Source organism: Streptomyces africanus, from assembly GCF_002150735.1.
Taxonomy (GTDB): Bacteria; Actinomycetota; Actinomycetes; order Streptomycetales; family Streptomycetaceae; genus Streptomyces; species Streptomyces africanus.
This window is the reverse complement of record NZ_MUKA01000072.1, coordinates 20,621-35,758: the sequence shown is the minus strand read 5'-3', so window position 1 is coordinate 35,758 and position 15,138 is coordinate 20,621. Positions and strand designations below refer to the sequence as shown.

The window sequence follows — 15,138 nt, the reverse complement described above, 5'->3', positions numbered from 1 at the left end:
CGTCCTCGATGTCCGCCTTGGTGTGCGGGCGGTGGATCTTCAGGAGGGCCTCGGGGAGCGGGACCAGGCCGCGGCCCCGGCGCAGGGATTCCGGCAGTGGGTCGACGGCCTCCTGGGCCGTGGGCAGGACCGTCTGGAGCGCCTTGCCGATCTTCCAGGACTCCAGTTTGGCGGTGGCCGGGTAGATCGGGATCAGGGCGCCGGCCCATGTCTCGACGGACTCCTCCGGGTCGCCCCGCAGCAACTCGTAGGCAGGGTGGGCGAGTTGGAGGCGGCGGTTGAAGACGGAGACCTTGCCCGCGAACATCGCGCGTGTGCCCGGCAGGAGCTCCTTGTGGGGCTTGTGAACGCCGTTGCCGAAGAAGACCAGTTGCAGGCGGCCGCTGCCGTCCGTGATCGTGACCTCCAGGCGCTGGCCCTTGCCGCGCGGGGCCCTGGCGGAGGCGAAGGTGTGCAGGCGGGCGTCGGCGACCTGGGCGACCACCGTGACGTGCTCGTCCATGGGGAGGTCGGCGAGGTGCGTGAGCTGGCCGCGCTCCTCGTATCTGCGCGGGTAGTGGTGGAGCAGGTCGCCGACGGTGCGCAGGCCGAGGTGCTCGGCCATCACCTTCGCGGTGGCGGGGCCGAGCACCGACTTCAGTGGTTGTTGCAGCGGTTCGTGAAGTGCGGGCACGAGATCCATTGCACACCACACCACTGACAATGCCGTAGAGGCCGCGGCGCACATCGCCGTATACGTCCCGGAAACCCCTGGTCAGGCGGCTGGTTCGGGCCTTAGGATGACGCGCTCCCGGCCTCCTTTTCGCGGTCACCGCCTCACCGGGACCGCCCGACCCCGCGCCGTCGCGAGTCCCCCCACCGGCGCCGTGATGATGGACTCCCAGACCTCACAGGCATCCCAGCCCTCCCATCCGCCCCAGTCACCTCATACGTTCCAGGTCGACCTGCGTGGTCTGGTGGACCTGCTCTCCCACCACCTCTACTCCAGTCCGAAGGTGTACCTGCGCGAGCTGTTGCAGAACGCCGTGGACGCCATCACGGCCAGACGCGCGGCGGAATCCGACGCTCCGGCCCGGGTGCGGCTCTCCGCCGAGGACGGCACCCTGCGCGTCGAGGACACCGGCGTGGGGCTCACCGAGGCGGACGTGCACAGCCTGCTCGCCACGATCGGGCGCAGTTCCAAGCGCGCCGAGGGCCTTCAGGAGGCGCGTTCCGACTTTCTCGGGCAGTTCGGCATCGGCCTGCTGGCCTGCTTCGTCGTCGCCGAGCGGATCCGGGTGGTCAGCCGCAGCGCCCGTACGCCCGGGGCGCCGCCCGTGGAGTGGACGGCGTCCGACGACGGTTCGTACACCGTGCGGACGCTGCCGGACGCCGAGCGCCCCGAACCGGGCACCACCGTGCATCTGGTGGCCCGGGCGGGGTCGGCCGAGTGGCTCACGCCCGAGCGGGTCGAGGCGCTGGCCCGGGACTTCGGGTCGCTGCTGCCGTACGACGTCAGGGTCGGCGACGAGCCGGTCACCGACCTCCCGGCGCCCTGGGACCGGTCGTATCCGGGCCCGGCCGCCCGCCGCGTCGCCCTCGCCCGGCACTGCCACGAACTGTTCGGCTTCACCCCGCTGGACACGATCGACCTGTCCGTGCCGCTGGCCGGCGTCCGCGGGGTGGCGTACGTGCTGCCGTCGGCGGTCAGCCCGGCCCAGCGCGCGGGGCACCGCGTGCATCTCAAGGGCATGCTGCTGACCGAGCGGGCCGAACAGCTGCTGCCCGACTGGGCGTTCTTCGTGCGCTGCGTGCTCGACACGGACAGCCTGCGGCCGACGGCGTCGCGCGAGGCGCTGTACGAGGACGAGACGCTGGCCGCCGTACGGGAGGCGCTGGGCGAGCGGATCCGGGCCTGGCTGACCGGTCTGGCCGCCGGTGATCCGGAGCGGCTGGCCGCGTTCCTGTCGGTGCACCACCTGGGCGTGAAGTCCCTGGCCCGGCACGACCGGGAGATGCTGCGCACGATGCTGCCGTGGCTGCCCTTCGAGACGACCGACGGGCGGCTGTCCCTGGAGGAGTTCGCGCAGCGGCACCCGGTGGTGCACTTCACGCGGACCGTCGAGGAGTACCGGCAGGTCGCGCCGATCGCGTCCGCGCAGGGCATCGGGGTGATCAACGGCGGCTACACCTACGACAGCGAGCTGGTGGAGGCGCTGCCGTCGGTGCGGCCCGGGACCGTGGTCGCCGAGCTGGACGCCGAGACGGTGACCGCGCATCTGGACGCCGTCGACCCGGCCGAGGAACTGGCCCTGTCCGGCTTCCTGGCGGCCGCGCGGGCCCGCCTCGACCCGCTGGGCTGCGATGTGGTGCTACGTGCCTTCCACCCGCTCTCCGTGCCCGCGCTGCACCTCGACGACCGGGACGCCCGGCACGAACAGGCCCGGGCGGACGCCGAGGCGCAGGCCGACGATCTCTGGGCGGGCATCCTCGGCTCCCTGCGCGGCAGCGCTCCCCGCGCGCGTCTGGTGCTCAACCATCTCAACCCGCTGGTGAGGCGGATCAGTTCGCTGCCCGACCCGGAGCTGATCGGTACGGCCGCGGAGTCGCTGTACGGGCAGGCGCTGCTGATGGCGCAGCGGCCGCTCAGACCCGCCGACTCGGCGCTGCTCAACCGCGCGTTCATCGGTCTCCTGGAGTGGGCCACGCACAGCGAGGACGGTCAGGCATGAGCGAGATCACGGACGTCGACGCCCTGCGCCGGGCGATGGCGGAGAACGCCGAGCAGCCGGAGGGCCCGGCCCGCAACGCGCGCGCGGAGGAGCTGCTGGCGGCGGCCGAGAAGCTGAACGTCCCGCTCGCCGTGATCGAGGCGCTCGGGCACCAGCTGAAGGTCTACAACTACAGCTCCGAGAAGGGGAAGATGTTCGTGCCCTTCGCGCGTCTGCTGCGCATGTGGGACGAACGGCCCGAGGACTTCGACGAGTACGAGACCCACTCGCTGCACTGGGTCTTCAAGTGGGTGTCGTCCGGCATGCTCGACCAGCCGCACATCCCGCTCGCGTCGATCGAGAAGTGGCTCGGCGAGATGGAGCACCGCTACCGGCTCGCCGGGCACTCCGAGCGGGCCGTACGCAGCGCCGAGCACAGTGTGGCGGCGCATGTCGGGGACCTGGCGCGGGCCGAGCGGGCGTATGCCGCGTGGCTGGCCGCCGACCGGGACAGCATGGCCGACTGCCACGCCTGCGAACTGCACGGGCAGGGCTGGTGGCAGGCGGAGCGGGGCCGGGACGCCGAGGCGCTGGAGCTGTGGCGGCCGGTGCTGGAGGGCGAGTACGCCTGCGCCCACGAGCCGCACACGGCCCTCGCCTCCTCCCTGGTGCCGCTGCTGCGGCTGGGCCGCCTGGACGAGGCCCGCGCGAACCATCTGCGGGGCTTCCGGCTCGTACGGGCCATGGAGAGCATGCGCGGCGCGTACGCGGAGCACGTGGAGTTCTGCGCGCTGACCGGCAACGAGGCGCGCGGTCTTGAGCTGCTCGCGGAGCGGCCGGCGTACTTCACGGACGAGGGGCAGCCGCAGAGCAAGCTGGAGTTCATGAGCGTGGTGGCCCTGCTCATGGACCGTCTGACCGGGCTGGGGCTGGGTGACCGGCAGGTGCCCGGTCCGGCCGGCCGCGCGTGGACCGCCCGGGAACTGGCCGCACACGCGCGCGCGGAGGCCCTCGCCCTGGCGGCCCGCTTCGACGAGCGCAACGGCACGGCGTACGTCTCCGAGCGGGCCCGCGCGCGGATGCAGCGGCGCCCGCTGGTGGAACGGCTGCCGCTGGGGGTGCGGTCGGTACGGCCGGTGCCTGCGCCCGCTCCCCCGGTGGTCACGGCCGCCGCGACCGGGCAGCCGGATCTGCCCGCCCTGCTGGCCGAGGCACGCCGGCTGTCGGACAACCTGCGGCCGGGCGCCGTGGAGGCGTGGGCGGCGGTCGCCGAGGCCGCCGAGGCCGCGGAGGGCGTGGAGCTGGACCCGCGCGACCGCGCCGAGATCGCCGAACACGAGGCGATGGGCCTCGGCCCGGAGGGCACCGCGCTCTTCGAACGGGCCGCGCGGCTGTACGCGGCGGCGGGCGACCCCGGGGAAGCCCTGGCGGCACGCGCGCGTGCGGCGTACGTACGCGCTCTCGCGGGTGACGTGGCCGGGGCGCTCGCGGCCGTGTCCGGCCCCTACGACGACATCCTCGCGCTGTACGCCGCCGGCGACACCGGGATACGGCAGACGGCGTCCGTCCTGATGGCCCGGGCCAGGATCCTGACGCGCCGGGCGCACGAGACCGGAACCGGCGGCGCCCAGGAGAGTGCCCCCGAGGGCCACGACCCGGAGCCGATTCCGGCGCACACCGAGAGCCGGGGGCCGAATGCGGTTCCCGGCGACGGCGTGAACGCCAGACCGGAAACGACCGCCGGCGAAGGCGCGAGCTCCGGCCTGGAAACGGCCCTCGGCGACGACACACGCCCGAGGCCGGAAACGAGCCTCGGCCAAGACACAAGCCCAAGGCCGGAAACGGCCCTCGGCCAAAACACGGGCCCCAGGCCCGAGACGGTTCTCGGGGAGGGCGCGGGCGCCAGGCCGGAAACGGCCGTCGGCCAAGGCGCGAGCTCCGGCCTGGAAACGGCCCTCGGCGACGACACACGCCCGAGGCCGGAAACGAGCCTCGGCCAAAACACGGGCCCCAGGCCCGAGACGGTTCTCGGGGAGGGCGCAGGCGCCAGACCGGAAACGGCCGCCGGCGACGACACAAGCCCGAGGCCGGAAACGAGCCTCGGCCAAGACGCGGGCCCCAGACCCGAGACGCTTCCCGGCGACGGCGCCGGCGCCAAGCCGGAAACGGCCGGCGGCGTGGGCACCGGGCCGGGCTCGGTCATTGATGTGGCCGAAGCCGCTGTCCGGGAAGTCATCGCGCTCGTCGACGGGCGGGCCGGGGAGGACGTGCGGCTGGCCGCGCGGGGCGCCGAGGCGCAGGCGATGCTCGCCGAGCTGGCCGGACTTCGCGGGGACCTGGAGACGGCCGCGGCACTGTTCGCGCGGGGCGCGGCGGCGTTCGTCGCGGCGGGGCTGCCGTGGTTCGCGGTGGAGTACGAGGCCCGGCTGGCCTCCCTGGCCCACCACCTCGGTGACATGGCGGAGGCGGAACGGGCACTGCGGGCGGCCCTGGAGCACGGCGGAGCCCAGCTGGAGGCGCCCGGACGGGCCCAGCTGCACCTCCAGCTGGCCGAGTTGACCGGCGGCCGGGGCGAGGTCGTCGAGGCCTCCCAGCACGCCCTGGAGGCCGCGCACTGGGCCGACGAGGCGGGCGAGGGCGCGACGCTGGGCGCCTGGGCCCGGCAGCAGCTCGGCGGGTTCCTGCTGCGGCAGGGACGGTGGGCCGAGGCCGCGGAGGTCCTGGAGTCGGCACTGCCCGACCTGACCGCCGAGACGCACGGCGACGGGGCGGTCGTGCAGACGCAGTGGTGGCTCGGCGACTGCCTGAGTGAACTCGGCGAGCACCGCGCTGCCGCCGAACGGCGTCTGCAGGCCGCCGAGATCGCCCGGCACTGGCCCGAACAGCACGACCACGCGACCCTCGCCCACCTGGCCGGGGAGTCCCTCGGGCAGGCCGGACTGGCCGACGAGGCGGACCGGGCCTACGCACGCGCGGGCGACCTGTGGCGCGAACTCGGCAACGTGCACGGGCTGATCCGGGCCCTGCGCGCCCGCGCCTGGCTGGCGTTGCGTACGGAGGACGGGCCCGACGAGGCGCGCGCCCTGATGGCGGACGGGATCCGGGAGTGCGAGGCGGCACGGGACACCGCGGCCGACGCGGAGTCCCGGCTGCAGCTCGTCGCCGAACTCGGCCACACCCACCGCCAGTTCGGCGACCTGCTGGCCCGGTCCGGCTCCGAGGGCGACGCGCAGGGCTCGCTCCCGGCCGTGTTCGAGGAGGCGCTGTCCCAACTGCTGCGGTCGGCCGAGGTGTTCGCCTCCCTCGGGGACGCCGCCCTGCACAGCCGTACCGGCGCCGAACTCACCGCGGGCTGGCTGGAGATCGAGCTGGGCCGTCCCACCGACGCGAGGGCACGCGCGCGTGCGGTGCTCGCGGCGTACGACGGGGCGGAGGGCGACGACAGGGAGGATGACGGCGAGGCGGTGCGGGCCCGGCGGGCAGAGGCCGAGCACATGCTCCGCGTCGCGGCGGAGGACCAGGACTGAATCACCCGGTACCCGCCCTGCTCCTCCTACTCCACGCCGATGAGCAGCACGGCCCCCTGCCGCCCGCCCCGGTACACGACCGTGTCGACGGCGAGGTACCCCTCGCGGACCCGGCCCTCCAGATGCTCCGCGATGGTGTCGGGAGCCTCGTCGCCGAGCACCAGGGTGACCATCTCGCCCCCGGCCGCGAGCATGCGGTCCAGGACGGACCGGGCGGTGGCCGTGACGTCCGAGCCGATCACGGCGACATCACCGTCGATCAGGCCGAGGACGTCGCCGGCCTGGCAGATGCCGGCCATCGTCCAGGCCTGACGCTCGGCGACGGTCACCTCGGCGTAGCGGGTCGCGCCGGCCGCCGAGGTCATCGACACCACGTCCTCGTCGAAACGGCGCTCCGGCTCGTGCACGGCCAGCGCCGCGATGCCCTGGACCGCCGAGCGGGTCGGGATGAGGGCCACCCGGATGCCCTCGGTCCGGGCCTGCTCGGCCGCCGCCGCGGCGGTGTGGCGCAGCTCGGCGTCATTGGGCAGCAGCACGACCTCGCGCGCGTGGGCCCGTCGTACGGCCTGCACGAGCTCGCCGCTCGCGGGCGGCTCCCCGGGGCGTGCGAGCACGGTCGTCGCGCCGGCCTCGGCGTACAGCCCGGCCAGGCCCTCGCCGGGCACCACGGCCACGACGGCACGCTGGGCACGCTCACGGGGAGGCCGCTCGGCGCCGGTGGTGTGCACGTCGCCGGCGCCGAAGTGCGTGATGCGGATCCGGTAGGGCCGCCCGGCCTCGATACCGGCCTCGACGGCGGCGCCCGCGTCGTCGGCATGGACGTGGACGTTCCAGAGCCCGTCGCCGCCGACCACTACGAGCGAGTCCCCGAGCGCGTCGAGCCGCTCCCGCAACCGCGCCACGGCCGTGTCCTCCGCCTCCAGCAGGTAGATCACCTCGAAGGCGGGGCCGTCCCGGCCGGCCCCGGCGGCGGTGTCGGCACACTCGCCGTGCGGGCTTGCGTCCTCGCCCACCCCCGACGCACCCGCCGTCACCGTCGCCGCCCCGTCCCGCGGCCTCTCCCCCGTGAACGTCTCCACCAGCGCCCCGAGCACCGCCACCAGCCCCCGGCCGCCGGCGTCGACCACTCCGGCGCGTTCCAGGACGGGCAGCTGGCCGGGGGTCGCGGCCAGGGCCGCGCGCGCTCCTTCGTAGGCCGCCCTGGCCACCGTCCCGCAGTCGCCCCCGGCACCGCAGGCCGCGTCGGCGGCGGCCGAGGCGACCGTGAGGACCGTGCCCTCGACAGGGTGGGCCACGGCCTGCCGGGCGGAGTCGGCCGCGTGCCGCAGGGCCAGCCGCAGGCCCTGGCCGTCGGCGTGCGCGGTCTTGCCGTCGGCGTGTCCGCTCTCCTGGCCGGCCAGCACCTGGGACATGCCGCGCAGCAGCTGGGCGAGGATCGTCCCGGAGTTCCCACGGGCACCGATGAGTGCCCCGTGCGCCATCGCCCGGACCGCGTCGGCCAGCGTCGGCCCCTCAGGGCCCGACCTCGCCGCATGCCCGGCGAACACGGCCTCGACCGCCGCGACGGCGGACTCCACGGTCAGATACAGATTGGTACCGGTGTCCCCGTCCGCCACGGGATAGACGTTGATCGCGTCGATCTCCTCACGCGCCCGCCCCAGCGTCTCGAGTGCGAGACCGCACCAGGTGCGCACCGCGAGAGCATCGAAGAATGTCTGCGGCACCTGCGCCACCGCGCCTCCCTGAGCTGCTGGACGTGGCACGCAGCGTAGACCCCGGGGCGGTGTCGGCCGGAAGTGGGCCGGGCCAGGCCCCGGCCTGACCATGGTAGTTTCACTGCACGGGCGCAGTCGTTGTATGCTGCTCCGGTTGCCCGATCGAATCGGGCCATTCCCCTGGCAGCGCCACTCAGATCCTCTGATCCGGATCCCGGCATGCCGGGATCAACCGTAAGTGCATCTGAAGTCTTTGGAGTGACCCGTGGCTGCCAACTGCGACGTCTGCGGCAAGGGGCCGGGCTTCGGCAACAACATCTCGCACTCGCACCGCCGTACGTCCCGCCGCTGGAACCCGAACATCCAGCGTGTGCGTACCGTGGTGGGCGGGACGCCGAAGCGCGTGAACGCTTGCACCTCGTGCATCAAGGCCGGCAAGGTCTCGCGCTGACGCTCAGCTAGCGCGCGGCCACTGCTGGTTCGCTTACAGAGCCGGTCCACCTCTGGTGGACCGGCTCTTTGGCGTGTCCGGACGCCCGGGAACGGGCTCGGACACCCGGAAACGAACCCGGACGCTCAGGACCCGGCCCGGAACCGCCAGCCATGATCCACCGGCCCGATCCCCCCGCCGAGCGCGAACCCGGCCGCGATCGCCCCGGTGACGTACTCCTTGGCCGCCGCCACCGCCTCCGGCACGGAGTGCCCCTTCGCGAGCTGTGCCGCGATCGCCGAGGCCAGCGTGCAGCCCGTGCCGTGGGTGTGCCGGTTGTCGTGGCGCGGCGCCCTCAGCCAGTGCTCCTCGGAGCCGTCCGTGAGCAGGTCCACGGCGTCCCCGGACAGATGGCCGCCCTTGATCAGCACCCACCGCGGCCCGTAGCCGAGCACGGCCGCCGCGGCCCGCCGCAGCTGCTCCTCCGATGCGACGCGGACGCCCGTCAGCTGGGCCACCTCGTCGAGATTCGGAGTGGCGACCGTGGCGACCGGCAGCAGCTTCGTACGGACGGAGTCCAATGCGGACGCGGCGAGGAGGGAGTCACCGTGCTTGGAGACGCCCACCGGGTCGACGACCGCCGGGGCGTCGGTGCCCGCGAGCAACTCGGCGACCGTCTCCACGAGTTCGGCGGAGGCCAGCATCCCGGTCTTGACCGCCTGGACGCCGATGTCGTCGACGACACTGCGGTACTGGGCCCGCACGGCCTCCACCGGCAGTTCCCAAGCCCCCTGCACGCCGAGGGAGTTCTGCGCGGTCACCGCCGTGAGGACGCTCATGCCGTGCACGCCGAGCGCGAGCATCGTCTTCAGGTCGGCCTGGATGCCGGCGCCGCCGCCCGAGTCGGAGCCCGCCACCGTGAGGACGTTGGGAATCATGACTCCATGTCCCCGAAGTGGTCCCAGCCGCCCTTGCTGGTCCACGGCGCCCCGTCGACCGTCACCTGGGGCAGCGCCGAGGGGTTGAGGACCTCGCCGATGACCTTCCAGCGGGCGGGGAGCTTCACGTCCGGCGGGAAGGTCGCCACGATCGCGTGGTCCTCCCCCCCGGTCAGCACCCACTGCATCGGGTCGACACCGACGGCCTGCCCGATGTCGTTCATCTGGGAGGGAATGTCGATCGCCCCGGAGCGGATGTCGATCCGCACCTTGCTGGCCTCGGCGATGTGCCCCAGGTCGGCGATCAGCCCGTCACTCACGTCGCACATCGCGGTCGCCCCGAGCCCGGCGGCGGCCGGACCCGCGTGGTACGGCGGCTCGGGCCGCCGGTGGGCCTCCACGAAGGCGCGCGGCGAGCGGAACCCGCGCGACAGCACCGCGTACCCGGCCGCCGACCAGCCCAGCCAGCCGGTCACCGCGACGAGGTCGCCGGGCTGCGCGCCCGCCCGCGTCACCGGCTCCTGGTTGCGCAGATCGCCCAGCGCGGTGATCGACACCATGATCGAGTCGCCGCGTACGACGTCACCGCCGACCACGGCGGCACCGGCCACCTGGCATTCGTCGCGCACGCCGTCCATCAGCTCGCTCGCCCACGTCACCGGCAGCTCGGCCGGAACGACCAGACCGAGCAGCAGTGCGGTCGGTACGGCACCCATGGCGGCGATGTCGGCGAGGTTCTGCGCCGCCGCCTTGCGGCCCACGTCGTAGGCCGTCGACCAGTCCCGGCGGAAGTGCCGGCCCTCCACCAGGATGTCCGTACTGGCCACGACCCGGCGGTCGGGCGCGGCGACCACGGCGGCGTCGTCGCCGGGGCCGATCCGGACCGCCGGGGTGGTGGTCAGACGGGAGGTGAGCTCCCTGATGAGCCCGAACTCACCGAGCTCACCAACAGTGCCCTTCATTGCCCTTTCTCCCCTTCTGTCCCTGTCCGTGCCCGGTCGCGAGGCCTCTCGGTCCTCGCTACGGTCGAAGTGACCGTCACGTTCTGCCGGACCTGCACCCCGGCGCGCAAGACCCGGTCCCCGCAGGTCTCCCCGCGGCGAGCGGCGACGCGATACCGTGGCGTTCCTTTTCCCCACATGATCCTCGTGGCCGCCCTGGAGGTTCCGTGGTACAGGCGTACATCCTGATCCAGACGGAGGTCGGCAAGGCGTCGACCGTCGCAGAGACGATCAGCAAGATTCCTGGGGTCATCCAGGCCGAGGACGTCACAGGACCGTACGACGTGATCGTGCGGGCCCAGGCCGACACCGTCGACGACCTCGGACGCATGGTGGTCGCCAAGGTCCAGCAAGTGGACGGCATCACCCGCACTCTGACCTGCCCGGTCGTCCATCTGTAGCCCCCGTCTACCCTGTGCCGGTGAACTCTTTCCGTCACCGGCACCGTTCTGTGTTCCGAGTTTTCTACCGCCTGCCCGCTCTCGCGCTGTTGATCACTGCCGCGGGCTGCTCCTCGGCAGACGACAGCGCGTCGGCGGCGGTTCCCAGTCCGGACGCGAAGGCCACGGAACTGTGCCGGAACCTGGACAAGGTACTGCCCGCGAAGGTGGACGGAGAGCGTCGTGAGGATCCCGAGCCCGCGTCGGCGTTGACGGCGGGCTGGGGCAGCCCGGCGATCATACTTCGCTGCGGTGTGCCGCAACCGCCCAAGATGGTCGATCCGAAGGTGGCGGACGGAGGGGATCCGGATGCGGTCGCCGGCGGTGTGAACGGGGTCGACTGGCTGATGGAGAAGCAGGACGACGGCGGATACCGGTTCACCTCGGCGAACCGTGAGGTCTATGTCGAGGTGGCGGTGCCGGAGGGTGTGGACAGCTCGGGGGCTCTCATCGATCTGGCTCCGGCTGTGAAAAAGGCGATCCCCGAGGGGATCGCCTGAGCGCTGTGCACTCCTGAGCGCCCTGCTGTGCAGGTCGTCTAGCGAAGGCCCGTGGAACGGCGAAGTGCCGCCTGCACCAGACGGTCCACCAGCTCCGGGTAGCTCACCCCGCTCGCCTGCCACATCTGCGGATACATCGAGATGGGCGTGAAGCCGGGCATCGTGTTGATCTCGTTGATCACGAACTCGCCGTCCTCGGTGAGGAAGAAGTCCGCGCGGACCAGGCCCTCGCAGGACGCCGCCTCGAAGGCGTCGACCGCCAGGCGCTGCACCCGAGCCGTCTCCTCCGGCGTCAGGGGCGCCGGCACGAGCCCCGGCGTCGAGTCGATGTACTTGGCCTCGAAGTCGTAGTACGCGTGCGTCTCGGGAGAGGGGATCTCGGCGGGCACGGAGGCCCGGGGGCCGTCCTCGAACTCCAGCACGCCGCACTCGATCTCGCGGCCCCGCAGCGCGGCCTCCACGAGGATCTTCGGGTCGTGCCGCTGTGCCTCGGCGATGGCCTCGTCGAGGCCGGAGAGATCGTCGACCTTGGTGATGCCGATCGACGAACCGGCGCGCGCGGGCTTCACGAACAGCGGCCAGCCGTGCTCGCCGGCGAAGTCGACGATCTTCTTGCGGGCGGCGGCCTCGTCGCGCTCCCACTCACGCGGCCGGACCACCACGTACGGGCCGACCCTCAGCCCGAACGAGGTGAACACCCGCTTCATGTACTCCTTGTCCTGGCCCACGGCCGAGGCGAGCACACCCGAACCGACGTACGGGACGCCGGACAGCTCCAGGAGGCCCTGGAGGGTGCCGTCCTCGCCGTAGGGGCCGTGCAGCACCGGGAAGACCACGTCGACCTCGCCGAGCGCCTTGGGGACCGATCCCGGCTCGCTGTAGACGACTTCGCGGCTGGCCGGGTCGACCGGGAGGATCACTCCGCCCTCGGCGGACTCGGCGAGCAGGTCGACGCTCGGCTGGCGCCGGTCGACGATCGCCATCCGCTCCGGTTCGTCCGCCGTGAGCGCCCAACGGCCGTCCTGGGTGATGCCGATCGGCAGGACGTCGTACTTCGTCCGGTCGATGGCCTTGAGGACGGCGCCGGCCGTGACCACGGAGATCCCGTGTTCGGAGCTGCGCCCGCCGAACACGACGGCCACACGCGGCTTGCGAGGCGGCTGCTCGGGGCTCTGGGGGAGGTTCTCGGTGCTCATATCGCGTTGAGAGTACCCGTTGGTAAGGCCGGGATACAGCGCCCGCGAAGCCGCGTCGCTCAGCGTCGTTCCGGCTTCGCGCTGCGCGACATCAGCTCCTTGAGAGCCACCACCGGAGGCTTGCCCTCGTGCACGATGCCGACGACCGTCTCCGTGATGGGCATGTCGACGCCGTGCCGGCGGGCCAGATCCAGCACCGACTCGCAGGACTTGACGCCCTCGGCGGTCTGCTTGGTGACCGCGATGGTCTCCTGGAGGGTCATGCCCTTGCCGAGGTTGGTGCCGAAGGTGTGGTTGCGGGACAGCGGCGAGGAGCACGTGGCCACCAGGTCGCCCAGGCCGGCGAGTCCGGAGAAGGTCAGCGGGTCGGCGCCGAGGGCGATGCCGAGCCGGGTGGTCTCGGCGAGGCCCCGCGTGATGAGGGAGCCCTTGGCGTTGTCGCCGAGGCCCATGCCGTCCGCGATGCCGACGGCCAGGCCGATGACGTTCTTCACGGCTCCGCCCAGTTCGCAACCCACCACGTCCGTGTTGGTGTACGGGCGGAAGTACGGCGTGTGGCAGGCGGTCTGGAGCCGCTGGGCGACGGCCTCGTCGGTGCAGGCGACCACGGCGGCGGCCGGCATCCGCGCGGCGATCTCGCGGGCCAGGTTTGGCCCGGTCACCACCGCGATGCGCTCCGGGCCGACCTTGGCGACGTCGTCGATGACCTCGCTCATCCGCATCGCGGAGCCGAGTTCGACGCCCTTCATCAGCGACACGAGGACCGTGCCGGGGGCGAGCAGCGGAGCCCAGTCGGCGAGGTTGCCGCGCAGAGTCTGCGAGGGGACCGAGAGGACCGTGAAGTCGGCGTCCGCGGCGGCTTGTGCGGGATCCGTGGTGGCCCGGACGTTCTCCGGGAGCTCGACGCCCGGGAAGTAGTCGGGGTTGGTGCGGGTGGAGTTGATCGCTTCCACGACCTCCGGGCGGCGCCCCCACAGGGTGACCTCGCACCCGGCGTCGGCGAGCACCATGCCGAAGGCCGTGCCCCACGAACCGGCGCTCAGGACCGCCGCCTTGACCGGCTTGCTCACTTGCCCAGCCCCTCTTCCTGTCCCGACTGTGCCGGCTGTGCCGATGGCGCCGACTGCACCGGCGACGCCGCCTGCTGCTCGCCCTGCTGTGTCTGCGCCTGGGTGCGGCGCCGCTGTTCGATCCGCTCCCGGCGCGGGTCGTAGGGCGTCTCGGGCGCCTTCTCGCCGCGGATCTCCTCCAGCTGGCGGGTGACGGCGGCCATGATGACCTCGGTGGCCTCCTTCAGGAGGTCCGTGGTCATCTCCCGGTCGTAGAACCGCGTGAGGTCCACCGGCGGTCCGGCGAGCACGTGGTGCGTCTTGCGCGGCAGGAGGTGCGGCTTCTTGGCGTACGGCGGCAGCAACTCGTTGCAGCCCCACTGGGCGACGGGGATCACCGGGCACTTGGTCTGGAGGGCGACGCGAGCGGCCCCGGTCTTGCCGGTCATGGGCCAGCCCGCCGGGTCGCGGGTGAGGGTGCCCTCGGGATAGAAGGCGACGCATTCCCCGCGGTCCACGGCTTCGATGGCGGCCCTGAAGGCGCTCAGCGCGTCCGTGCTCTCGCGGTAGACGGGGATCTGCCCGGTGCCGCGCATCGCGGCGCCGACGAATCCCTTCTTGAAAAGCCCGCTCTTCGCGAGGAATCGCGGGACGCGCCCGGTGTTGTACTGAAAGTGCGCGTAAGCGAAAGGGTCGATGTGCGAATTGTGGTTCACCGCGGTGATAAATCCACCCTCGGCCGGAATGTGCTCCATTCCGCGCCAGTCCCGCCTGAGCAGAACCACCAGCGGCGGTTTGCAGATCACCGCGGCGAAGCGGTACCAGAAGCCGATTCTGCGGCGGGGCACGCGGACACCTTCCTCTAGGGCCTGAAGCGGGGGCCTCGGGGGCCGCACAAGTGTCGCCCCAGGCCGCCGGTCTGTCGAGAACACCGTACGCCCCGACACGCCGGGCACCGGCGGCCCCGGGTGACAATGACCGCGACAAGAGAAGGACGGAACATCTGTGCAGTGGACCTTGGTCGTACCCCTGAAGCCCCTGGCCCAGGCCAAGAGCAGGCTCGCGGACACCGCGGACGACGGGCTGCGGCCGGACCTGGCGCTGGCCTTCGCCCAGGACACGGTGGCGGCCGCGCTGGCCTGCCCGGCGGTCCGGGATGTGGCAGTCGTCACGGACGACGCCAGGGCGGGCCGCGAGCTGGCAGCACTGGGCGCGGCGATCATCCCCGACGAGCCGGGAAGCGGCCTCAACGCCGCCCTCGCCCACGCGGCGGGTGCCGTCCGGTCCGCACGTCCGGAAAGTCCGGTGGCCGCGCTGAACGCCGACCTGCCGGCCCTGCGTCCTTCGGAATTGGCCCGGGTGCTCGACGCTGCCGCTGAATTCCCGCGGGCTTTTCTCCCGGACGCGGCCGCAATCGGTACGACCCTGCTGGCCGCCGCCCCGGGACGGCAATTGTTCCCGGCATTCGGTAGCGATTCCCGGGCCCGGCACCGCGCGTCCGGTGCCGTGGAACTGTCCCTCGCCGCCGTGGATTCCGTACGCCAGGACGTGGACACCGGCGACGACCTGCGCACCGCGCTCGCCCTGGGGGTCGGTCCTCATACGGCCGCGGCCGCCGCGCGGTTGCTCATACCCGGGCAGTAGGCTGCGGC

The 15,138-nt window shown here is 72.7% G+C and carries 13 protein-coding genes; 6 read left to right on the top strand and 7 right to left on the bottom strand.

The genetic code is table 11. The features are described from left to right. The coding region (locus CCL05_RS11140) for an OB-fold nucleic acid binding domain-containing protein (RefSeq protein ID WP_244204244.1) at positions 1-682 on the bottom strand (682 nt) is incomplete at its 3' end. 190 nt (positions 683-872) lie between these two features. Here CCL05_RS11140 and CCL05_RS11135 point away from each other — a divergent pair. Both CCL05_RS11135 and CCL05_RS11130 read left to right on the top strand, forming a co-directional pair. Then, entirely contained in the window at positions 873-2,711 is a 1,839-nt protein-coding gene (locus CCL05_RS11135; RefSeq protein ID WP_086560335.1) for an HSP90 family protein, read from the top strand. After that, a complete protein-coding gene (locus tag CCL05_RS11130) occupies positions 2,708-6,217 on the top strand; it encodes a tetratricopeptide repeat protein (protein WP_086560334.1) in 3,510 nt (1,169 codons plus the stop codon). The genes CCL05_RS11135 and CCL05_RS11130 overlap by 4 nt, the downstream gene beginning before the upstream one ends. 26 nt (positions 6,218-6,243) lie before the next feature. On the opposite strand, the gene CCL05_RS11125 is transcribed toward CCL05_RS11130, so the two are convergent. Next, complete coding sequence (locus tag CCL05_RS11125; protein WP_086560333.1) at positions 6,244-7,950, bottom strand: DAK2 domain-containing protein; 1,707 nt, start codon at positions 7,948-7,950, stop codon at positions 6,244-6,246. Positions 7,951-8,197: 247 nt separating this feature from the next. Here CCL05_RS11125 and rpmB point away from each other — a divergent pair, with 247 nt between their 5' ends. Then, positions 8,198-8,383, top strand: a complete 186-nt coding sequence (gene rpmB, locus CCL05_RS11120) for a 50S ribosomal protein L28 (RefSeq protein WP_003993230.1) — start codon at positions 8,198-8,200, stop codon at positions 8,381-8,383. A 125-nt stretch (positions 8,384-8,508) separates the two neighbouring features. Here rpmB and thiD read toward each other — a convergent pair whose 3' ends face one another. Together thiD and CCL05_RS11110 are read right to left on the bottom strand one after the other, a co-directional pair. Beyond that, positions 8,509-9,300 (bottom strand): bifunctional hydroxymethylpyrimidine kinase/phosphomethylpyrimidine kinase, encoded by a 792-nt coding sequence (gene thiD / locus CCL05_RS11115; protein WP_107400448.1) that lies wholly within the window; start codon positions 9,298-9,300, stop codon positions 8,509-8,511. Beyond that, entirely contained in the window at positions 9,297-10,262 is a 966-nt protein-coding gene (locus CCL05_RS11110) for a thiamine-phosphate kinase (RefSeq protein ID WP_086560331.1), read from the bottom strand. Before CCL05_RS11110 ends, thiD begins: the two co-directional genes overlap by 4 nt. A gap of 206 nt (positions 10,263-10,468) precedes the next feature. On the opposite strand from CCL05_RS11110, the gene CCL05_RS11105 reads away from it, so the two are divergent. Next, on the top strand, positions 10,469-10,702 hold the full coding sequence (locus CCL05_RS11105) for an Lrp/AsnC family transcriptional regulator (protein WP_003997603.1): 234 nt from the start codon (positions 10,469-10,471) through the stop codon (positions 10,700-10,702). A gap of 20 nt (positions 10,703-10,722) precedes the next feature. Then, on the top strand, positions 10,723-11,241 hold the full coding sequence (locus CCL05_RS11100) for a DUF3515 domain-containing protein (RefSeq protein WP_244204243.1): 519 nt from the start codon (positions 10,723-10,725) through the stop codon (positions 11,239-11,241). Between the two features lie 38 nt (positions 11,242-11,279). Here the strand turns inward: CCL05_RS11100 and CCL05_RS11095 are convergent, their stop codons facing one another. Genes CCL05_RS11095 through CCL05_RS11085 form a run of 3 tightly spaced genes read right to left on the bottom strand, consistent with a single transcriptional unit; the run spans position 11,280 to position 14,334 of the window. After that, complete coding sequence (locus tag CCL05_RS11095) at positions 11,280-12,437, bottom strand: D-alanine--D-alanine ligase family protein (protein WP_086560329.1); 1,158 nt, start codon at positions 12,435-12,437, stop codon at positions 11,280-11,282. Between the two features lie 59 nt (positions 12,438-12,496). Beyond that, positions 12,497-13,507: an NAD(P)H-dependent glycerol-3-phosphate dehydrogenase gene (locus CCL05_RS11090; protein WP_086560328.1), complete on the bottom strand. Its 1,011-nt coding sequence runs from the start codon at positions 13,505-13,507 to the stop codon at positions 12,497-12,499. Next, positions 13,504-14,334: a lysophospholipid acyltransferase family protein gene (locus CCL05_RS11085; RefSeq protein WP_086560327.1), complete on the bottom strand. Its 831-nt coding sequence runs from the start codon at positions 14,332-14,334 to the stop codon at positions 13,504-13,506. Before CCL05_RS11085 ends, CCL05_RS11090 begins: the two co-directional genes overlap by 4 nt. A gap of 157 nt (positions 14,335-14,491) precedes the next feature. Between CCL05_RS11085 and cofC the strand changes: the two genes are divergently transcribed. Then, positions 14,492-15,130: a 2-phospho-L-lactate guanylyltransferase gene (cofC, locus tag CCL05_RS11080; RefSeq protein ID WP_086560326.1), complete on the top strand. Its 639-nt coding sequence runs from the start codon at positions 14,492-14,494 to the stop codon at positions 15,128-15,130. Positions 15,131-15,138 lie beyond the last annotated feature (8 nt).

Coding starts and splice junctions, on each gene's coding strand:
- CCL05_RS11135 (WP_086560335.1), top strand. CDS start 873: ATGGACTCCCAGACCTCACAGGCATCCCAGCCCTCCCATCCGCCCCAG.
- CCL05_RS11130 (WP_086560334.1), top strand. CDS start 2,708: ATGAGCGAGATCACGGACGTCGACGCCCTGCGCCGGGCGATGGCGGAG.
- thiD (WP_107400448.1), bottom strand. CDS start 9,300: ATGATTCCCAACGTCCTCACGGTGGCGGGCTCCGACTCGGGCGGCGGC.
- CCL05_RS11110 (WP_086560331.1), bottom strand. CDS start 10,262: ATGAAGGGCACTGTTGGTGAGCTCGGTGAGTTCGGGCTCATCAGGGAG.
- CCL05_RS11095 (WP_086560329.1), bottom strand. CDS start 12,437: ATGAGCACCGAGAACCTCCCCCAGAGCCCCGAGCAGCCGCCTCGCAAG.